Annotated in this window: 19 protein-coding genes; 11 read left to right on the top strand and 8 right to left on the bottom strand. The window is 67.7% G+C overall.

Annotated features, from left to right (window positions below; all coding sequences use genetic code 11):
• Positions 1-5: 5 nt before the first annotated feature.
• Together fen and C474_RS01450 are read left to right on the top strand one after the other, a co-directional pair.
• Positions 6-986 carry a flap endonuclease-1 gene (fen, locus tag C474_RS01455; RefSeq protein ID WP_008383237.1) on the top strand — a complete coding sequence of 327 codons (981 nt, stop codon included), beginning with the start codon at positions 6-8 and terminating at the stop codon, positions 984-986.
• Positions 987-1,116: 130 nt separating this feature from the next.
• Positions 1,117-1,716 (top strand): hypothetical protein, encoded by a 600-nt coding sequence (locus C474_RS01450; protein WP_008383236.1) that lies wholly within the window; start codon positions 1,117-1,119, stop codon positions 1,714-1,716.
• Positions 1,717-1,755: 39 nt separating this feature from the next.
• On the opposite strand, the gene C474_RS01445 is transcribed toward C474_RS01450, so the two are convergent.
• The gene (locus C474_RS01445; protein ID WP_008383234.1) at positions 1,756-3,105 is read right to left on the bottom strand and encodes a class-III pyridoxal-phosphate-dependent aminotransferase; all 1,350 of its coding nucleotides are present in this window, start codon (positions 3,103-3,105) and stop codon (positions 1,756-1,758) included.
• A gap of 60 nt (positions 3,106-3,165) precedes the next feature.
• Positions 3,166-4,473, bottom strand: a complete 1,308-nt coding sequence (locus C474_RS01440) for an MgtC/SapB family protein (RefSeq protein WP_008383232.1) — start codon at positions 4,471-4,473, stop codon at positions 3,166-3,168.
• A gap of 105 nt (positions 4,474-4,578) precedes the next feature.
• Here C474_RS01440 and C474_RS01435 point away from each other — a divergent pair, with 105 nt between their 5' ends.
• Entirely contained in the window at positions 4,579-5,853 is a 1,275-nt protein-coding gene (locus tag C474_RS01435; protein WP_008383231.1) for an AI-2E family transporter, read from the top strand.
• Positions 5,854-5,966: 113 nt separating this feature from the next.
• Here the strand turns inward: C474_RS01435 and C474_RS01430 are convergent, their stop codons facing one another.
• Both C474_RS01430 and C474_RS22475 read right to left on the bottom strand, forming a co-directional pair.
• On the bottom strand, positions 5,967-6,263 hold the full coding sequence (locus C474_RS01430) for a PadR family transcriptional regulator (RefSeq protein WP_008383229.1): 297 nt from the start codon (positions 6,261-6,263) through the stop codon (positions 5,967-5,969).
• 372 nt (positions 6,264-6,635) lie between these two features.
• A complete protein-coding gene (locus tag C474_RS22475; RefSeq protein WP_008383228.1) occupies positions 6,636-6,782 on the bottom strand; it encodes a hypothetical protein in 147 nt (48 codons plus the stop codon).
• A gap of 97 nt (positions 6,783-6,879) precedes the next feature.
• Between C474_RS22475 and C474_RS01425 the strand changes: the two genes are divergently transcribed.
• Positions 6,880-7,587, top strand: a complete 708-nt coding sequence (locus C474_RS01425) for a DUF7117 family protein (RefSeq protein WP_008383226.1) — start codon at positions 6,880-6,882, stop codon at positions 7,585-7,587.
• 41 nt (positions 7,588-7,628) lie between these two features.
• A complete protein-coding gene (locus C474_RS01420; protein ID WP_008383225.1) occupies positions 7,629-7,862 on the top strand; it encodes a DUF7385 family protein in 234 nt (77 codons plus the stop codon).
• A gap of 21 nt (positions 7,863-7,883) precedes the next feature.
• Here C474_RS01420 and C474_RS01415 read toward each other — a convergent pair whose 3' ends face one another.
• Positions 7,884-8,777, bottom strand: a complete 894-nt coding sequence (locus C474_RS01415) for a bifunctional methylenetetrahydrofolate dehydrogenase/methenyltetrahydrofolate cyclohydrolase (protein ID WP_008383223.1) — start codon at positions 8,775-8,777, stop codon at positions 7,884-7,886.
• 156 nt (positions 8,778-8,933) lie between these two features.
• Complete coding sequence (glyA, locus tag C474_RS01410) at positions 8,934-10,181, bottom strand: serine hydroxymethyltransferase (protein ID WP_008383220.1); 1,248 nt, start codon at positions 10,179-10,181, stop codon at positions 8,934-8,936.
• 197 nt (positions 10,182-10,378) lie between these two features.
• Between glyA and C474_RS01405 the strand changes: the two genes are divergently transcribed.
• The 4 genes from C474_RS01405 to C474_RS21925 all read left to right on the top strand — a co-directional run bounded on the left by C474_RS01405 (position 10,379) and on the right by C474_RS21925 (position 15,683).
• Complete coding sequence (locus tag C474_RS01405) at positions 10,379-12,445, top strand: hypothetical protein (RefSeq protein WP_008383218.1); 2,067 nt, start codon at positions 10,379-10,381, stop codon at positions 12,443-12,445.
• Positions 12,446-12,661: 216 nt separating this feature from the next.
• Positions 12,662-13,486, top strand: a complete 825-nt coding sequence (gene tbsP / locus C474_RS01400) for a transcriptional regulator TbsP (protein ID WP_049916628.1) — start codon at positions 12,662-12,664, stop codon at positions 13,484-13,486.
• 91 nt (positions 13,487-13,577) lie between these two features.
• Positions 13,578-15,290, top strand: coding sequence for a YcaO-like family protein (locus C474_RS01395; protein WP_008383215.1), 1,713 nt, complete (start codon positions 13,578-13,580; stop codon positions 15,288-15,290).
• A gap of 183 nt (positions 15,291-15,473) precedes the next feature.
• Positions 15,474-15,683 carry a DUF7835 family putative zinc beta-ribbon protein gene (locus C474_RS21925; RefSeq protein WP_152421575.1) on the top strand — a complete coding sequence of 70 codons (210 nt, stop codon included), beginning with the start codon at positions 15,474-15,476 and terminating at the stop codon, positions 15,681-15,683.
• Between the two features lie 32 nt (positions 15,684-15,715).
• Here C474_RS21925 and C474_RS01390 read toward each other — a convergent pair whose 3' ends face one another.
• Positions 15,716-16,855, bottom strand: coding sequence for a DUF63 family protein (locus C474_RS01390; protein WP_049916626.1), 1,140 nt, complete (start codon positions 16,853-16,855; stop codon positions 15,716-15,718).
• 75 nt (positions 16,856-16,930) lie between these two features.
• Positions 16,931-17,380: an Lrp/AsnC family transcriptional regulator gene (locus C474_RS01385; protein WP_008383212.1), complete on the bottom strand. Its 450-nt coding sequence runs from the start codon at positions 17,378-17,380 to the stop codon at positions 16,931-16,933.
• Positions 17,381-17,562: 182 nt separating this feature from the next.
• Between C474_RS01385 and C474_RS01380 the strand changes: the two genes are divergently transcribed.
• Both C474_RS01380 and C474_RS01375 read left to right on the top strand, forming a co-directional pair.
• Entirely contained in the window at positions 17,563-17,829 is a 267-nt protein-coding gene (locus C474_RS01380) for a hypothetical protein (RefSeq protein WP_008383210.1), read from the top strand.
• A gap of 514 nt (positions 17,830-18,343) precedes the next feature.
• Complete coding sequence (locus tag C474_RS01375) at positions 18,344-18,982, top strand: RNA ligase partner protein (RefSeq protein WP_008383209.1); 639 nt, start codon at positions 18,344-18,346, stop codon at positions 18,980-18,982.
• The last annotated feature ends 4 nt before the right edge of the window (positions 18,983-18,986 follow it).

Below are 18,986 nucleotides of genomic sequence, written 5' to 3'. Positions count from 1 at the left end.
GGGCAATGGGCAACGCAGACCTGCGGACGCTGGCGTCCCTGTCCGACGTGTCGTTCGACGACGTGGCGGGGAGCGTCGTCGCCGTCGACGCGCACAACTGGCTGTACAGATATCTGACGACGACGGTCAAGTTCACCCGCGAGGACGTCTACACCACCGCCGACGGCGAGGAGGTGGCGAACCTCGTCGGCATCGTGCAGGGGCTCCCCAAGTTCTTCGAGCACGACCTGACCCCCGTCTTCGTCTTCGACGGCGGCGTCACGGAGTTGAAGGACGCCGAGGTGTCCGAGCGCCGCGCGCAACGCGAGAAGGCCGAGGAGCTGAAACGCGAGGCCGAGGAGCGCGGCGACGCCCTGGCCGCCTCGCGGTTGGAGGCGCGGACGCAGCGGCTGACCGAGACGATTCAGACGACGAGCCGGGAACTGCTCGAACTGCTGGACGTGCCCGTCGTCGAGGCGCCCGCCGAGGGGGAGGCGCAGGCGTCGCACATGGCGAAGCGGGGCGACGCCGACTACGTCGGCAGCGAGGACTACGACACGCTGCTGTTCGGCGCGCCGTACACGCTCAGGCAACTCACCTCGAAGGGCGACCCCGAACTGATGGACCTCGAAGCGACGCTCTCGTCGCTGGAGGTAACCCACGAGCAACTCATCGACATCGCCGTCCTCTGCGGCACCGACTTCAACGACGGCGTCTCCGGCGTCGGTCCGAAGACGGCCCTGAAGGAGGTCAAAGCGCGCGGAGACCTGTGGGCCGTCCTCGACGCGCGAGACGCTTACATCGACAACGCCGACCGGGTTCGCGAACTGTTTCTCGACCCGCCGGTCACCGACGACTACGAGTTCGACACGGACCTCTCGCCGAACGTCGAGACGGCCCGCGCGTTCGTCACCGAGGAGTGGGGGATACCCGCCGAGAAGGTCGAACGCGGGTTCGAGCGAATCGAGGAGTCGGTCGTCCAGACCGGACTCGACCAGTGGACCTGAACGGCCGACGGCGCGACAGTCGGGGACGCGGCCGGGGAACCGGCTTCGTCCGACAAAGTATTTATTTTTGACAAAATAGGTCTTTGAGTTACCAGTACAGGTAACTCCCCCCACGTCGTGGGAAATGACAATGAGACGACGCTCGCTCCTCGCCGGGCTCGCCGCCGCGCTGTCGGGGTGCGCCGCCGCGCGGGACGCCGCGGACCGTATCCCCTTCTCGGGGGCCACCTCGACGAACGGATCGACGGGCGCCGAGTCGGACGAGGAAGGCGCCCTCGGAGCGAGCGGAACGGCCGCGAGCGGGACCGAACGCGCCCGCGTCGGCCTCCCGCCGTCGAGTGTGGGGACCGTCTCGCAGTTCGACCCCGCGAGCGTCTTCGAGCGCGTGTCGGTCGGCGCGGCGGAGGAGTACCACCACCGCGTCGTCGTCTGGAACGCCGCCCCCGAGAAGCGGGAGGTGACGATCAGACTCCGCGACGTCGACGCCGGCCGGACCGTCGTCGACGCCGAGGTGCGCTTCCCGGCGTACCAGGCCTTCGAGATGCGCCTCTTCGACCCGGCGGACTACGTCCTCGTCGTCGGGGCCGCGGGAGAGGGGACGCGACGCCTCGGCATCCCGCGGTCGTTCGTCGACTGCGACGGGTCGGAGACGGTCGTCGCCGTCCGGTCGGGAGGCGGCGTCGACGCCGCGGTGCGCTCGACGACCGTGCTGTGCGACTTCGGCGGATGAGACGGGTGAGGCGCGGACGGCCGGCGTCGGCGGACTAACTCAGGCGCACTCCTCGACGGCCTCGCTGAACAGCGACGCGCCCAGTTCGATTTCGCGCTCGGTCACGTCCAGCGGCGGGAGGATTCGGATCACGTCGTAGCCGCAGGCGAGGGTGAGAAGCCCCTTCTGCAGACACGCCTCCTGCACGTCGTTGCGCCGCTCCTTCGAGTCGAACTGGACCGCGAGCAGCAGCCCCTTCCCGCGCACGTCGGTGACCGGCGCGAGGTCGGCGTCGCGGACGGACTCCTGGAACTGTCGGCCGCGTTCGACGGCGTTGTCCATCAGGTCGTAGTCGCGGATGGCGTCGATGGTCAGCGCCCCCTGCAGCGAGGAGATGATGTCGCCGGCGCCCCACGTCGAGGAGATGCGCGCCTTCTCCTCGGGGAACACGTCCCGGCGGGAGACGGTCGCCCCCACCCGAAGCGCCTTCGCGGAGGAGATGACGTCGGGTTCGATGGCGTAGTGGTCCGACCCCCACATCTTCCCCGTCCGGCCCACCCCCGTCTGAATCTCGTCGGCGATGAGCGTGATGTCGTGCTCTTGGCAGAGCGACGCCACCTCGTCCATGAACGCCTCGGAGGGGATGCGGTAGCCCCCCTCGCCCTGAATCGGTTCGAGGACGACGAACGCCACGTCGTCGGGGTGGACGTTCCCCCTGTCGGGGTCGAGTTTCCGCCGAAGGCGGGAGGCGCCGGAGTCGTCGGGGAAGAAGCCGCAGTCGCAGGTGTCGGCCGAGCACGTCCGCGAGTCGCAGTAGGGAATGTCGACGATGCCCGCTATCTCGGGGAAGTCGCGGCGGTAGACCGGCTTCGAACGGTTGAGCGAGAGGGCGCCGAGCGTCCGGCCGTGGAAGGCGCCCTCGAAGGTGACGCCGTACTTCGCGCCGCCGGACTCGTCGTAGGCTATCTTGATGGCGTTCTCCACCGCCTCCGCGCCGGAGTTCGAGAGGAAGACGGTGTCCATGCCGTAGTGCTCGGTCGCTTCGACCAGCCGATCCATCAGGCCGGCCGGGCCGGGGAACCGCTCCTCGCCCGGACGCTGGCCGTCGGAGACGTAGAAGTCCTGTCCCGCTATCTTTAGGGGGTCGACGAGGTCGAACTCGCGGAGGCGGTCGAGTATCTTCGGGTTGTTGTAGCCGAGGGGGGCGGCGGCGACGTGACTCGTGAAATCGAGGAGGACGTTGCCGTCCACGTCGGTGCAGAACGGCCCCTCCGCGCCGGCGGAGATGTCCCACACGAAGTCGTAGACGTAGGTGCTGGGGGCGGCGTTCGAGCGGTGGTAGTCCACCCACTCGCGCGCCTTCTCGCCCGGGAGGGTGTCGACTCGCGGCGTAGCCGTCTCTCGGTTCATGACCGCCCTACGGTAACCCACACGATAAGAAGTTCGTTCGTCGGCGACGTACTCCGAATCTCACAGGACGCCCAACCAGACGAACGCGCCGGTGAGGGCGCCGACGCCGACGAGGAGCGCCGTAGACCAGAGCGCGACGGCGCGGGTGAACTGCCGGGGGCCGGCCAACGAGAGCAGCGCCTTCACGATGACGCTCGACGCCGTGGCGAGGAGGATGGCCAGCGTGGCGGCCGTCGAGTCGATGCTCCCCCCGCGGTACAGCAGGATGGCGGTGGTCGTCGCGCCCGCCGAGGAGACGAACCCCGAGACGAACGAACTGACGTAGAGGCCGAGCGTCCCCAACTCGCTCTGCGCGACGGTGCCGACGACGAGGATGGCGAGGAAGACGGCGCCGAACCCGAGCGCGTTCCGTAGCGAGAACGGGCTCTCGAGGGGGATGTCGACGCGTTCGCTCCAGTCGGCGGAGAACCACGCGGCGACGACGCTCCCGACGACGAGACAGCCGAGGGGGAGCGCCACGCCGAGCAACGCGCGGTTCGTGGCGGTGAACGTAAGCGCGATGACGAGGTTGCGGACGGCCATGGCGGCGTCGGCGAGGAGGACGGCGGCGACGCCGTAGCGGTAGGCGTCGGGGTGTTGGCGGACGTGGTCGAGCATCGTCCCGACGACGGCCGACGAGGAGGCGAGACCGCCGAAGAAACCCGTGACTGCGATGCCGCGGCCGCCGTACTGCTGGACGATGACGTAGTTGACGATACCGATACCGGCGACGGTGACGACCATGAGCCACGCCACGCGCGGGCTGTCGACGGTGACGCCGTAGACGGTGTAGGACTCCGCCGGCAGGATGGGGTAGGCGACGAACGCGAGGATGGCGAACTCGGTCATCGAGCGCAGTTCCTGTCGGTCCAACCGCCCGGCCAGCCCGTGGAGTTCGCGCTTCAGCACCAACAGCAGCGACGAGACGACGGCCACGCTGACGCCCTGAAGGGCGTAGCCGAGTGCGACGAGGACCCCCACGCCGTAGGCCGCCATGAGCGACATGGAGGTGGTGAGAGAGAGGCCGGTTCCGTCCTTGCCGAGCAGACCGCTGACGGCGAGGAGCACCCCCTGCACGATGACGAGCGCTCCCCCGATGGCGAGCAACGAGACACCGAGGTCCGACTTGACGGCTATGAGCGTGAACACCGCGCCGACGAGGCTGGTCAGACTGAATGTCCGAATCCCCGCGGTCTTCTCGGACCACTCGCGCTCCAACCCGAGAAACATCCCGAGGAGGGCCGCCAGCACGAGGCGGACGACGTCGTTCGACAGCGGCGCGGACAACAGACCGCCGGACTGCAAAGCGAGAGCCGGGAGAGACGACATTGGATGCTCGTTCGTGGGGCGACGACTTTAGTTCCGTCGTAGCTCCCGCCGAAACACGTTAGAATTCACGACAGACTTTTGCCGTCCGGGAGTCCGTTCTCAGGTATGCCCCTCCTCGATATGAACCGCGCCCGGCTGGCGTGGTGGGCGGTCGGCGCCGTCCTCGCGGTGGCGCTCGTCTTCGTCTTCTACTCGTTCGTCGGCACCTTCGTCTTCGGGGTCTTCATCTACTACTCGACGCGCCCCATCTACCGCCGCCTCAACCGCCGCGTCCGTCCGTCGAGTCTCGCGGCCGCCATCGCCCTGTTCGCCCTCGCGCTCCCGGCGCTGGCCCTCGTCGCCTACGCGTTCGCCATCGTCACCAACGAACTGGTGAAACTGACGAGCGACGGCTTCTTCGACCTCTCGCGGTACCCCATCACGAGCGAACAGCTCGCCCGACTCACCGACCTGAACGCGCTGTTGGCGTTCGACCTCTCGGATATCACGGAGACGCAGGTGTCGCAGATACTCCGGTCGCTCGGCTCCGCGGCCGACACGCTCGCGTTCTTCGGCATCGGCGCCATCCACCTGTTCGTCATGATCGCGCTGGCGTTCTACCTCCTGCGCGACGACCACCGCTTCGCCCGCTGGTTCCGGACGCAGTTCGCGGACGACCGCGGGGTGATGGAGGCGTACTTCAGCGCCGTCGACCGTGACTTCCAGAACATCTTCTTCGGGAACATCCTCAACGCCGTCCTCACGGGCACCATCGGCGTCATCGCCTACTCGGCGCTGAACGCGGTGGCGCCGCCCGGGGTGAAGATTCCCGCGCCCGCCCTCGTCGGCCTCCTCGCCGGAGTGGCGAGTCTCATCCCCGTCGTCGGGATGAAACTCGTCTACGTCCCCGTCGCAGCCTACCTCCTCGCGGTGTCGTACTTCACGGACCCCGCCACGCTCTGGTTCGTCCTCGCCTTCGTCGCCCTCTCGTTCGTCGTCGTGGACACGATTCCCGACCTCGTCCTGAGACCGTACGTCACGGGGCGGAGCCTCCACGTCGGCGCGGTGATGATCGCGTACACGTTCGGCCCCCTGCTGTTCGGGTGGTACGGAATCTTCTTCGCGCCGATGATACTCGTCCTCGTCGTCAACTTCGCCCGGTACGTCCTGCCCGAACTGGTGACCGGATCGCCGATTCGGCCGTACGCCGTCGACCCCGCGGCGGAGACGGAGACCGAAGCCGAAGACGCCGGACCGCCGGCCCCGGCGGAGGATGCGTCTGTGGAGAATCGGTCGGGCGAGACGGAGGGAGAACCGGCCGCGAACAGGAACGCGGATACGAACGGCTCGACGGACGCGGAAGCGGGGTCCGGGAACGAAGACGGGTCGACACCCTCCTGAGGGACCGATAGTAGCGTCCGCAACTGAGCACGCATCCGACCGTACGACGCCCTACGGTCGAGTGGGTGACGACTTGCGGACGCGCTACTATACCGTTCGAGAAGGGCGCCGGTTCAGACGTGGACGCCGTCGTACTCGACGTCGACGTAGTTGGCTTCCCACTCCTTGCGCGCTTTCAGTTCCCGGCGGCCGCGGCGCGTCAGCGTGTAGAAGTTCGTCCGCCGGTCGCGCTGTCCCTTCTCGACGAGGCCCTTCTCGACCAGGGTGTCGAGGTTGGGATAGAGCCGACCGTGGTGGATCTCTTTCTCGTAGTACTCTTCGAGTTCGTCCTTGATGGCGAGGCCGTGCGGTTCGTCGAGACCGGCGATAACGTACAGTAGGTCACGCTGAAACCCAGTCAAGTCGTACATCGGTAATTTCAATTGGTTCTTTATTGTCTGGCTGGAATAAGTATATCGGAGCGGAACGACCGTCACCGCGCGTGTACGCACGAAATCCGGCCGTTCTGGCCGCCAGTCTCTATCGCCCGCCGAACCGCTTCTCTCCGGGGCTCGGGGCGTGCGGGATGCTCGGTACGAGTACGAAACAGAACAGTCGCTCTCGAGCGTGAGTTTCTGAAAAGGAAGCAAGCCACGCGAAAATCGCGTGGATGCTTGCCGCCCTGAATTGGTCCCCGCTGACGCTTCGGCCCTCCAAAGCGAAGCGTCACCCGTACCTATCCGCTGGTATATATTAAATGTGCCGGCACATGTGAGGATTGCCCCTTATCGTGAGCGCCCCCCTCACATGTGCTCTTCCTCGAGAACCCAGCCGAGCGCTCGTTTGTAATGTGTGAACAGTTCCCGAACGCCGCTGTGGCGCATCTCCTCGGACGCCAACTCCTCGGCGAGGAACTCGTACTGCTCTCTGATCTCCTCCTCTGAGCGCATAGCGTCGATAGGACCGTCGGACCCATCAACCTAGTGTGGGTCGAACGCCGCCGACCGGGGCGTCGGGCTTTTGTCCGGGGACCGCGCACGTCCGCACATGGAGATTCGGGGCCGCCGCCGGTGCAAATCCTGCGAGCACGAGTGGTCGTACTACGAGACGGGCGAAGTCGCCTGTCCGGCCTGCGGCAGCATGCAGAGCGTCGGCGTCGGCGAACGCGCGCGCCACACCGACAGCGCCGACGAACTGGACCTCTCCGCGCACCGCGCCGCGGCGGAGGAGTCGATAGCGGCCGTCGCCGACGACCTGAAGACCGACCTGCGAACGTACCTCCGAGCGCGCGGGTTCATCAGCGGCGGCGAACTCCGCGACCCCGACGACACCTACCTCGCGGCGCGCGAACTGCTACACGGGGTGGACGTGTTCGTCCGCCGCCGCGACCCCGACGAGGCGATGGAGTTGTACGTCCTCTCACTGTTGAACGGCGTCGAACGCGGGGACCGCCCCGCGCCCGAGGCGGTCCCCGCGGCGATGTCGGCCGCGCGCGGACTCGCCTACGCGGAGTCGCTGAACGCCTTCCGTCGCGACTTCTCGACGTGGCTGGAGGAAGACCCGAACCCCAAGGCGCGGCGGACGCTCTCGACGCTCGGAGAGCATCTCAAGCGCGTCGAGGCGCTTCAGGGCGACGTGCCCGTCGAGCAGTCGGAGTCGCTCGTCCGCGCCGCGCGCGAACTCGCGGCCTACGCGAGAGAGGGCGACGAATCGTCGTTGTCGAACGCCCGGGACCGACTGTCCCGCCTCGGATAAGTGGGGTAACGCCTTTCCTCCCTGCCGACCCTTCACCGCCGATGGCCGACCGATTCGACCAACACGCCGTCCGCCACCGGATGAAACTCCTCCGGGACGACGGCGACGTGACGCTGTACGAGAACCGCGACGGCGTGCCGTGTCCGGCCTGCGGCGACTCGTTCGACCGTCTCCTCCTCACCCGGCGCGGAGCGCACTCCTTCGACGTGGCCGACAACGAGCGGTTCTGCGTCGCCCACGAGGACGAACGACTGGTGGTCTGCACGCACCGATAGCGGCGGACGCCCGCGGCGCGGCTACGGCAGGTCCACGCTGACGCCCTCGGCGTCGCCCGCGGCCTTCACGGTGTTCCACAGGAGCATCGCCCGCGTCATCGGGCCGACGCCGCCGGGGACCGGCGTGATGGCGCCCGCCTTCTCCTTCGCCGACTCGTACGCCACGTCGCCGACGAGTTCGTAGCCCTTCTCGGTGTCCGCCTCGACGCGGTTGATGCCCACGTCGATGACGGTACAGCCTTCGGAGAGCATCTCGCCGTCTATCATCTCGGGGACGCCCGCGGCGGCGACGACGATGTCGGCGGCGCGCGTCTTCTCCGCGAGGTTCTCGGTGCGGGAGTGACACACTGTCACCGTCGCGTTGCCCGTCTCGGACTTCTGGAGGAGGAGGTTCGCCATCGGTTTGCCGACGATGTTCGACCGGCCGACGACGACGGCGTCCGCCCCCTCGGTGTCGACGTCCGCCGAGGCGAGGAGCTTCTGGATGCCGTGGGGCGTGCAGGGCTTGAACCGGGGGTGGCCCGCGACGAGGCGACCCACGTTCTCCGGGTGGAAGCCGTCGACGTCCTTCGCGGGGTCGACGCGCCGGAGCACCTCTCGCTCGTCGACGTGGTCGGGGAGGGGCATCTGCACGAGGATGCCGTGGACCGACGGGTCGGCGTTCAGTTCGTCGATGGTGGCGTACAGTTCGTCGGCGGGTGCCTCGGGGTCTATCTCGTAGTCGCGCGCCTCGATGCCCACCTCCTCGCAGTCGTTGTGCTTCATCGAGACGTACGTCTCGCTGGCGGGGTCGTCGCTCATCAGAACGGTGGCGAGACAGGGCGTCGTGCCCGCGTCGGCGAGGGCGTCCATCGCGTCGGCGAGACCGGTTCGAACCTCGGCAGCCACGGCGTTGCCGTCGATGATATCCGTCATACCTCCAACGCCGCGGCCGCCGCACTTCAATGGTGCGGATTCGTGTATACTCGGGGCAAACAACCCGGGAGAATACGCACAAGAGTGCATATCATCGGCGCGTATCGGGGTCGGAGACCGAACGCGGCGGAGAGGAGAGAAGAGAGAACCGCGGCCTCAGTCGTAGAGGGGGTGCTCCTCGCAGAGTTCCCCGACGCGGTCGGAGACGGTGTCGACCGTCTCCTCGTCGTCGTAGTCGTCGATGACGCGGACGATGAGTTCGCCCACCTCGCGGACGGCGTCCTCGTCGAACGCGCGCGTCGTCAGGCCGGGCGTCCCGGCGCGGATACCGCTGGGGTTGAACGCCGACCGGGTCTCGCCGGGGACGGTGTTGGCGTTGAGGACGATGCCCGCCTCTTCGAGAGCGGCCTCGACGTCCTTGCCGGTCGTGTCGGGGTGCGAGGGACGCAGGTCGGCGAGGACGAGGTGGTTGTCGGTGCCGCCGGAGACGACTTCGACGCCCTCGTTCTCGAACGTCTCAGCGAGGGCGCGCGCGTTGGCGACGGTCCGTTCGGCGTACTCCTCGAACTCGGGTTCCAGCGCCTCTTTGAAGCCGACGGCCTTGCCGGCGATGTTGTGCATGAGGGGTCCCCCCTGCGCGCCGGGGAAGATGGCTTGGTCGACGGCGTCGGCGTGCTCCTCGGAGGTCATGATGATGCCGCCGCGGCCCGCGCGGATGGTCTTGTGCGTCGACCCCGTCACGAAGTCCGCGACGCCGACCGGCGAGGGGTGGACGTCCGCGGCGACGAGGCCGGTGATGTGGGCGATGTCCGCGAGGTGGTAGGCGTCCACGTCGTCGGCGACCTCCTGAATCGTCTCCCACTCGACGACGCGCGGGTACGCGGAGTAGCCCGAGACGATGATGTCCGGTTCGAACTCCTCGGCCTGGTCGGCGAGGGCGTTGTAGTCGATGTAGCCGGTGTCGGGGTCGACGTGGTACTGTTCGACCTCGTAGGTCTGCCCCGCGAAGTTCGCCGGGTGGCCGTGACTCAGGTGGCCGCCGTGGCTGAGTTCGAGCGAGAGAATCTTGTCGCCGGGGTCGAGCACGGCGAGGTAGACGCCCATGTTGGCCTGCGTGCCCGAGTGAGGCTGGACGTTGACGTGCTCGGCGCCCCACAGTTCCTTCGCGCGGTCGATAGCGAGTTCCTCCACCTCGTCGGCGTACTCACAGCCCGCGTAGTACCGAGAGCCGGGGTAGCCCTCGGCGTACTTGTTCGTGAGGGCGCTCCCCTGCGCCTGGAGGACGGCCTCGCTCACGTGGTTCTCGCTGGCGATCATGGCAAGCGTGTTTCGCTGTCGATCCACTTCGCCCTCCAGCGCGTCAGCAACCGCGGGGTCGACGCCGCGGACGTGGCTGTGGTCCATGTCTCAACCGGCGTCCGTCCTCCCAATAAATGTGTCCACTTTGGCAGTCATGGCCGCCGTCTCTGTGCACGCTCGTGCGCACCGCTCGCGCCTTCGGCCAGAACATTCAAATCCAAGTTTAGGGCAGTTCAGCCGTTTACTCGGGTTATTCCGGCGATAGACATATACCTGTCAAACCCACTCTTCGAGTATACCTGATGGTCAAGGTGAAGGCGACTGATGCCGGGGTCCAGGCGGTAGGTCCCGGCGGCGCTTCTGCGGTCGTCACCGCCGAAGGATGGACGGCAGGCGACCCACAGCACGACCTCCCGCGGGCCGTCGTCGACTCGGTCGGCGGCGAGGCGACCGCGCTCAGACTCCCGCCCGGACTGCTCCGACTCCGCCGCGTCGACTCGGAGACGGAGCGAGAGCCGACGGCACCCGCGGAGGGCACCGTACAGTTACCGGACGCCCCCCACCTCCTCCGCGTCAAGGGGGCGGCGGTCATCTTCGTCCGCTTCGACGGCGCCGCGACGCTGACCGACGCCGGTGGCGCACCTACCCTCTCGTTCTCGGACCGACGGGCCGTCACCGTCGGCGTCGGCGACCGTTCCGACCGACCGGAGACGGTCACCGTCCCCCGGTCGCCCGCGGGGGTGGCGACGGCACTGTCGGTGATGCCCGCCGGCCACCTGACCGCGACGCCCGACCGGTCGCTCCCCGAGATGCGGGCGCCCCCGCCGCGAATCGAGTACGGCGAGACGCTCTCGATTCCGGACAGCGTCGTCGCCCGCCGCCCGGACCCGTCGGTCGTGCTGGAACTGCCGCCCAGTCTCGACTACCTCGTCCCGGCGTCCTCGCTCGTACACTACCTCGGCGCCGACGTGCGAATCGCGGACGACGAGGACGCGTGGCCGACGCTCCGGACGGCGAACCTCGAACGCGAGTTCGACCCGAACCCCGGTTACCAATCGGAGGTCGCGCGCATCCTCCGCCGGTCGTTCCTCCTCGACTGTCTCGTCCGCGGGGCGGGGCCGAATGGGCGAAACGTGGCCGAAGCCGACCTCCTATCGGAGGTGGACCTCGACGCCGAGTCGCTGTACCGCGCTGACGCCGGCACTCGACTGGAGGCCTACCTCGACGCGCCGTTCGAGGAGGTGTCGACCCGACTGCCCGACTGGCATCTGTCGATGTACGTCTCGCCGACCTACGACCACGTTCGGACGCTCCCGTACCTGCTGTCGAACCTGCCGAACCTGTTCCTCCCGGAGGCGAAACCGCTCGGGACCGACGAACGGCTCTCGCGGTCGCTGGACGACTTCTACCGCGCCGGCGGTCCCGACGACCGGGAACGGTCCGAGTCCGGCGACGCCCCCGACGTGAACCCGGTGAAACCCGTCCTCGGGGCGGGACGCGTCCACGGTTGGTTGGCCGAGGGAGTCCCAATCGACGTGTTCAAATCGGTTTCGGCGGCGTACGAACACCGTTCTCGGTACCCCGAGAATCGCAAGTCGCTGTCGGTGGTCGCCGTCCTCAACGACAAGCGGATGATAGACGAGTACAACGACGCCGCCCGCATCTACGAGTCCGGGCCGGCGGGGTTGGACATCGAGGTTGAGGTGAAAGAGCGGACCACGCGGGCGGAACTCGCAGAGGTGTTCGAGTCCCCGCACGACCTGGTCCACTACATCGGCCACTGCGAGGAGTCCGGCCTCCGATGCGTCGACGGCAACCTCGCCGCCGAGAACATCGAGGAGTCGAACGTCGAGACGTTCTTCCTCAACGCCTGTGGCTCCTACTACGAGGGTCTCGAACTCGTCGAGAAGGGCAGCGTCGCGGGAGCGGTAACGTTCGACAAGGTGCTGGACGGTCACGCCGCCCGCGTCGGAACGACGTTCGTCCGCCTGCTCATCAACGGATTCAGCCTCGAACGCGCGTTGGCGTTCGCGCGCCGTCGCATCATCATGGGGAAGGATTACACCGTCGTCGGCGACGGAACGCACGTGCTCGCGGAACCGGGCATCCCGGCGCCCGCGGTGGCGACCATCGACGAGAACGACGACGGAACCTACCGCCTGAGGTACGACACGAACTCCCCGCGCGTCGCGGGCGATAGCTACACCCCGCCGTTCCCCGAGGACGAACGTTTGCACCTGCTTGGCACCTCCCAGCGCACGAATCTCACGGCGGAGGACCTCTCGGATTTCCTCGACCGAACCGAGATCCCCGTCATCTACGACGGCGACATCCACTGGTCGGGGGACCTCTACCGAGAACTGACCTAATTCCGACCCGACCGGGACGAACGACGGCGTTCGTTATGCGTGCGTGACAGTTGATACGGCTATACTCGGCGTTTATTCAATCAGATGAAGTTAGTATAAATTCTGGGATGACAGTCGAAATTCCCCGCTCAGACGGCTTGATATAAGGAACTACCCGTTGATTCTGATAGTCGGTTTGCGTTAATATTAAATATTCTCGCAGTCATATTGTAACGTATGACCATCAGTTCGAATATGCTCACAGAGGGGGTCGAGAGCATCCTGCGGACGGTGCTCGATTCGGGGACGGGCGAAGTGCTAGTGGTGGATCCGACGCCGAACGTCATCGACACGCTGGTCACCGTCGCCTCCGAACACGACGGCGACCTCCCGGAGATGAGGCTGGTCGCCGACGAATCGACCCTGAAGGCCGTCATGGACGACTTCATCGTCGCGAGCAACGCGGCGGACCTCGTCGACGAGGGGTCGCTGTCGATGCGAACCTCCGGCGACCGAACGGAGAACGCCCTCCTCGTCACCGAGGAGGCCGTCGTCTCCCTCGTCACCGCCGGCGACCACGTGGCCGGTCTGGTGACGACCGACGAGGAGTTCGTCGAGGCCGCCCGCGGCACCCACACCACGGTGTGGGAGGAAGCGCCGGAGTACAAACTCCGGACCCCCCCCATCACGCGGGTGCGTTCCAGCCTCGAACAGGAGATCAGCCCCGACGCCCGGACGGACTTCGACGCCGTCCTCTCGTCGCTGCAGACCGCGCGCGGCGACGACGACGGCCTCGACGAGGTCACTATCAGCCTCCTCGTCGCCGCGAAGAACGACGTCCTGCTCTACGACATCTCGAAGTGGGGCGAGGACGTCGGCATCGCCTCGAAGGCGACGTTCTCCCGCACGAAGACCAAACTCGAAGAGATGGGCCTCATCGACACCGAGAAGGTGCCCATCGACGTGGGTCGGCCGCGTCTCCGCCTCAAACTCGGCGACGACCGACTCGTCAACTCCGGCCCCGACCAACTCGCGGGCGTCGCACGAAGCCTCCTGGCGTAGCGACACCCCGCCTTCGACTCGTGCGCCGCGTGTCGGCGCGCGCCGCCCCGTATCCCCTCGATTTTTCCCTCGTTCTTTCGTCCGTTCGACCGTGACAACGCACGACATCGCACTCGTCGGGAGCGGTCCGGCCGCCGAGGCGGTCCGCGCGGCCCTCGCGGACTGCGACGCCGCCGCGACCGAACTGACGCCCGACGGTGTCGACGGCGAGAGCACCCTCGCGGTGGTCGTCGCCCCCGCCGGCGCCGCCGCGCCGCGAACGGTCGACGAAAACGTAGACCGCCTCGTCGTCGTCGAACTCGGCGGCGTCGGCGGCGTCCCCGTCCCCGCCCTCGACGCCGCCGTCTCCGTCTTCGCGGGGTCGACCCGCTACGCCGACCTGCGAACGAGAGTCGCCGCCACGACGGAGGGCGAGGGGTCGCCGTCGGGCGACCGGAGCGCGATCCGGTTCGCCGGGGCCCTCGCGGGCCGCCGGGCCGTCGCCCTCCTGACCGGCGACGACTCCGTCGCCGGGACCGTCGCGGAGGTGGCCGGCACCGGCGTCGCCGCCGAGCGACCCGTCCTCCCGGTTCCCGACCCGACCGACCGGGACCGAACCGTCGGACGCGACTACCGGGACGTCGGCGTCGACGACGCACTCGCTCGCGCCGAACGCGCCCTCGACGACCGGACGGGCCTCGTCGCGCAGGTTGGCGAGCGCGAGTCGTTCCCCCTGCCGTACTACCTCGCACAGACGACCGACACGCGCGGTTTCAGCGACGCCCGGGCGGCCGAGTTCGCCGCCGGCGTCGACGCCGACTGGGACGCCTCGTTCATGAAGGCGCTGGGAGAGGCGCTCGAACGCTACTGCGCGGGGGTCTACCGGTCCTCGGAGTTCACCGTCGCCCCCGAGCGAACCCGCGCCCGGGCCGTCTCCCCGTCGCGGTTCGTCCGCCCGGACTCCCACCGGGCGCCCGACCCCGAGGAGCCGATTCCGTGGGTCGACGGCGAGGAACTCCTCACCGGCGACGCCGTCTCCGTGCCCGCCGAGTTCGTCCACTACCCGCCGCCGGACGCGCGGCACAAACCGCCCATCACGACCGGGTTGGGCCTCGGGAACTCCGGCGCGGAGGCGCTGCTCTCGGGGCTGTACGAGGTGATAGAGCGGGACGCGACGATGCTGTCGTGGTACTCCTCGTTCGACCCGTTGGCGCTCGAGGTGGCCGACGAGGGGTATCGCCGACTCCGCAAGCGCGCCCGCGCGGAGGACCTGACGGCGACGGCGCTGTTGGTCACGCAGGACGTGGACGTGCCCGTCGTCGCCGCGACGGTCCACCGGGAGGGCGAGTGGCCGCGGTTCGCGGCGGGGTCCGACGCGTCGCTCGACCCGGCTGGCGCCGCGCGTTCGGCCCTCGCGGAGGCGCTGCAGAACTGGATGGAACTCAGGGCGATGGGCCCCGACCAATCGGCCGCCGAGGAGGGCGCGATAGGCGAGTACGCCGACTTCCCGGCGGAGGCCCGGCGACTCGTGGACGCGGGGACGGCGGTGCCGGCCGCCAGCGTGGGACCCGAGGAGGTGCCGGCGGGGGCGGACGAACTCGCGGCCGTCCTCGAACGCGTCGGCGACGCCGAACTCGACGCCTACGCGGTCCGGACGACTACCGAGGACGTGGCCGAACTCGGGTTCGAGGCCGTCCGCGTTCTGATTCCCGAGGCGCAACCACTGTTCCAGGGCGACCCGTTCTTCGGGACGCGGGCGGAGACGGTGCCCGCCGAACTGGGATTCGAGGCGGAGTTAGACCGGGCGTACCATCCGTTCCCGTAGGTGGGAACGGCTCGCGGCGCGGTCCGCCGGTCGCCGAACGCTCGGCGAAGAGGTGGCTGTGAACGAGGAAAACGACGGTTTGACGGTGCGTTCCGTCCGGAACTATCTAACTCCCGACACAGTATTTGAGAGCTGAAAAAACTACTTACGGCGCCCATATCTGGAATTAGTGAGGGGGAACCTATGCAAGACTCTGACAGGCATCCCACCGAGACCCTCGTCATGGAGTGCGCTCGCTGCGGCGAGGCGAAGCCGCACGAGGTGTCGATCTCGATACGGGAAGGAACGACGCGAGTCGACGTCCGAGGAGAAAACGAGAAGTTCTCGCGCCGACCGCACGTGGTGTATCGGTGCCCCGACTGCGGTCGTTCGACGGCGAAGAAGGTGCAGTAGGGTTGGACGGCGCGGCCCCGCGCCCCGCTTTTTCAGACGCCGAACGTCGCGCGGAGCATATCGCGCGTCCCGGGGCCGAGGCCGACGGCGAGGACGGCGACGAGCAGCAACATCGTGTAGCGCGGGCTCTCCTCGAAGATGCCCTCCTCGAACACCCAGACGACGAACGTCGCGGCGACGAGTTTCACGAGGAGGAACGGCCACGCGTCGCCCGTCACCGCGAGAACTGAGGCGGGCAGCGTGCTCGCCGTGAAGTCGACCACGAACTGATTGACCGGGTGCTTGGGCACGAGGTTCGGCCCCGCGCCGAGGGCCGTCATCCAGTCGAGGCCGACGACGTTGGCCACGCCGTCGACGGCGTGGCCCCAGAGGATGACGAAGCCGATGGTTTCGGTGCCCGAGTTTATCTCGGGGGCGAATCGCTCGATGAGCCACCACGTCGCCCCGGCGGCGAGCGTCGCGCCGAGGAGCATCACGACGAGCACCTGCGGGTAGAACTCCACGCCCTCCGCGCCGGAGGCGGCGAGCCAGAACAGGTAGCCGAGCGTGAGGGCGAGGACGGCGACGCCGAACCCGAACAGCGGTCGCTCGTAGTCGGCCACCGTCCCCGTCCGTTCGAGGGCGACGGCGGCGACGACGGCGCCGAGCGTGATGAGAAAGACCGTGAAGTAGATGACCGGGCTGATGACGAGCGCGTTCCACGGATAGGAGATGAGCGCCTCCGCCGCCCCGGGCGTGTCGTTCGCGTCCTCGACGACGCGGAGCGCGCCCCCGAAGAACATGAACGGCAGGAGGGCGTAGAAGAAGCTTCGCTTCCTGCCGATGTCGAGACGGCGCATGAGGAAGACGACGCCCGTCAGGGCGAACAGCAGCGTCAGCATGTAGCCCACCTCGGAGACGAGCGTGTACCCGGGGTAGGCGACGGGTTCGGCCGCCGCGGCGCAGGCGCTCGCACTGCTCAGATACTCCGTGACGCCGCCGGGGCGGACGGCGCAGACGGCCGAGTTGGCGTCCGCCTGTACCGGCCCCCAGAAGTAGTGCCAGATGAATCGGTCGTAGACGAGTTCGGGGAAGGCGATAGAGCCGCCGACGAGGGCGACGAGGGCGACGAGCGCCGTGCCGCCCCACAGTCGCTCGGGGTCCGCGCCGACGCGCTCTGCAACCGTAGCCATACCCGAATCCCCGGCGTGACGGGTGTTGAGGATTCCGGTCTCCCGCACGCGGGCGGCGGGTCGACCCGCGCCGGGCTACACCGGCAGGGACGGGTCCTCGAAGTCCGTCCCGAGGATGACCATCGTCTGCGACCGGGCGAACCCCTCCATCTCGGCGATTTCGTCGAACATGAGGTCGCGGAGGGCGTCGGTGTCCTCGGCGTACACGCGGAGCATCACGTCCCACTCGCCGGTCGTGAGGTGGACCTCCTTGACGCCGTCTATCTCTCGCAGGCGTTCGAGGGCGTTCTCCTCGCGGCCCTGTTCGACGCGGAGTCCGACGAGCGCGGACGTGCCGTAGCCGACCTTCCGCGGGTCCACCTTCGCGTGGTACCCCTGAATGACCCCCGCGTCCTCCAACCGACCGACCCGGTCGTGGACCGTCGCGCTCGACATGTCGATGCGCCTCGCTATCTCGCTAAAGGGCGTCCGGGCGTCCTCCTGTAGGATTCGAAGGATGGCGCGGTCGGTCTCGTCGAGTTCCATGCAGGAGGGTGGGAAACGGGCCTCTTTTCGCTTGCGGATGGTGTCGGTGTCACCACAGCCGTCACGTCCGTCGATTTTGCGAGTCATCGTCGGCGGCCGTCGTCCACACGGCCTCCGAACCACGTCCAGGCCGCCGGACGCGTTTCCGACACGTTTTATCCGTCCCGCTACTGGGTCGGAACGTGTCGGACGAACTTCCCGACGACGCGCGCGAAAACCTCTCGGACCTGCTGGACCGCGGGTCCGACGCGGCCCGTCTGCGCGACGAACGGGCCGTCGAGGGCGTCGTCGACTCCGTCGAGACGCTCGCCCACCACGACGTCGCCGACGAGGAGACGCGAGCGGTGCTGCTGCACGGTTGTCGACGCATCGCGGCGACGCGGGAGTCGGAACCCCTGGTCGCGGCGGCATACTTCGAGGCGATGCGACGGGTCGTCGACGGCGAGTGAGTTCCGGACTCGGGGTAGATGTGATACTGACGGAATCGAAAACGAGACGGATTCGCGACGGGTCGCGTGGCTCTGCGATGAAAACGGATCGAAGACTGAGGCGCGATTAAGGCCCGGGCGGGATGCGTTTTCCTCGACCCGCACGTCTCTTTCGGGGCTCCCTTCTTAGGGGGTCTTCCGATTTCCCGAACTCCGCTTTCGCGTGGTCCGGTACTTGGACTTCGCCCCGTCCTCTCGGGACGGCGACGGGTCGTCGCGGTCTTCCTTCGACGCGTTGACCTCACGTTCCTGTGACGGACAGTTCGGTGTTTGCGTCGACGCCGTTCCTCCCCTCCTTCCGAAGGTTCGGTTCGGTCGCCCGGTACGCCCTCGCGCACCAGCAACCCAATAGATGCCTCCGGTGGAGATAAATCTATCTTAAACTTTCATGATATTCCTGTCGCGGCCGGGTCGCGGGTCGGACCGACCGCGTCCGTGCGACTCCTCATATAGGATGCCGCCGTAGGGCGGCCCAATGGCCGAGTACTCGCTGAAACAGCGGTTCGTCCTCGACACCTCGCTGTTCCTCTCCGAGGAGATACGGATCGAGGGGGAGACGCTGGAGGCCGCCCTGTACCGACTGCTCGACGCCATCGCGCGGGCGAAACTCGCCTTGGGCGTCTCCTGCTACATGGCGCCGTCGGTGCACGCGGAACTCGTCGGCATCCTCCACGACCGGGGCGTCGACGAGGAGATAGAGACGCAGTTGAACACGTGGGTCATCAAGAAACATCCCGCGCGCTACGAGGTGATGGTCCCAGCGGCCGTCGTCCACGACTTCGTCCACGAGATGTCCGACCGGGTGAACCGCGGTCTGCGCGTCTCCGAGGAGGCGGTCAGGCGCGCGGGCGAGGGGGACGAGGACCCCGAACGGGTCGTCTCGGACCTGCGTACCGAGTACCGCACGGAACTCCGGCAGGGCGTCCTCGACTCCGGGGAGGACTTCGACCTCCTCATCCTCGCACGGGAACTCGACGCCGGCATCGTCACCGAGGACACCGGCATCGTCGACTGGGCGGAGGACTTCGGCCTTCGGTACCTCCGCGGCCGGGACTTCCTTCCTCTCCTCGACGCCTACCTCTCGGGAACGGGGCGTGACGACCCGCTGGATTAACTCA

Origin of the sequence: Halogeometricum pallidum JCM 14848 (assembly GCF_000337095.1) — an archaeon.
Lineage (GTDB): Archaea > Halobacteriota > Halobacteria > Halobacteriales > Haloferacaceae > Halogeometricum > Halogeometricum pallidum.
Note: the sequence above shows the minus strand (reverse complement) of the source record. Positions and strands in the feature narration are given on the sequence as shown.

Bases quoted from the DNA above. Each gene is read 5' to 3' on its own strand.
- fen (WP_008383237.1), top strand. From the start codon at position 6: ATGGGCAACGCAGACCTGCGGACGCTGGCGTCCCTGTCCGACGTGTCG.
- C474_RS01450 (WP_008383236.1), top strand. From the start codon at position 1,117: ATGAGACGACGCTCGCTCCTCGCCGGGCTCGCCGCCGCGCTGTCGGGG.
- C474_RS01445 (WP_008383234.1), bottom strand. From the start codon at position 3,105: ATGAACCGAGAGACGGCTACGCCGCGAGTCGACACCCTCCCGGGCGAG.
- C474_RS01440 (WP_008383232.1), bottom strand. From the start codon at position 4,473: ATGTCGTCTCTCCCGGCTCTCGCTTTGCAGTCCGGCGGTCTGTTGTCC.
- C474_RS01435 (WP_008383231.1), top strand. From the start codon at position 4,579: ATGCCCCTCCTCGATATGAACCGCGCCCGGCTGGCGTGGTGGGCGGTC.
- C474_RS01430 (WP_008383229.1), bottom strand. From the start codon at position 6,263: ATGTACGACTTGACTGGGTTTCAGCGTGACCTACTGTACGTTATCGCC.
- C474_RS22475 (WP_008383228.1), bottom strand. From the start codon at position 6,782: ATGCGCTCAGAGGAGGAGATCAGAGAGCAGTACGAGTTCCTCGCCGAG.
- C474_RS01425 (WP_008383226.1), top strand. From the start codon at position 6,880: ATGGAGATTCGGGGCCGCCGCCGGTGCAAATCCTGCGAGCACGAGTGG.
- C474_RS01420 (WP_008383225.1), top strand. From the start codon at position 7,629: ATGGCCGACCGATTCGACCAACACGCCGTCCGCCACCGGATGAAACTC.
- C474_RS01415 (WP_008383223.1), bottom strand. From the start codon at position 8,777: ATGACGGATATCATCGACGGCAACGCCGTGGCTGCCGAGGTTCGAACC.
- glyA (WP_008383220.1), bottom strand. From the start codon at position 10,181: ATGGACCACAGCCACGTCCGCGGCGTCGACCCCGCGGTTGCTGACGCG.
- C474_RS01405 (WP_008383218.1), top strand. From the start codon at position 10,379: ATGGTCAAGGTGAAGGCGACTGATGCCGGGGTCCAGGCGGTAGGTCCC.
- tbsP (WP_049916628.1), top strand. From the start codon at position 12,662: ATGACCATCAGTTCGAATATGCTCACAGAGGGGGTCGAGAGCATCCTG.
- C474_RS21925 (WP_152421575.1), top strand. From the start codon at position 15,474: ATGCAAGACTCTGACAGGCATCCCACCGAGACCCTCGTCATGGAGTGC.
- C474_RS01390 (WP_049916626.1), bottom strand. From the start codon at position 16,855: ATGGCTACGGTTGCAGAGCGCGTCGGCGCGGACCCCGAGCGACTGTGG.
- C474_RS01385 (WP_008383212.1), bottom strand. From the start codon at position 17,380: ATGGAACTCGACGAGACCGACCGCGCCATCCTTCGAATCCTACAGGAG.
- C474_RS01375 (WP_008383209.1), top strand. From the start codon at position 18,344: ATGGCCGAGTACTCGCTGAAACAGCGGTTCGTCCTCGACACCTCGCTG.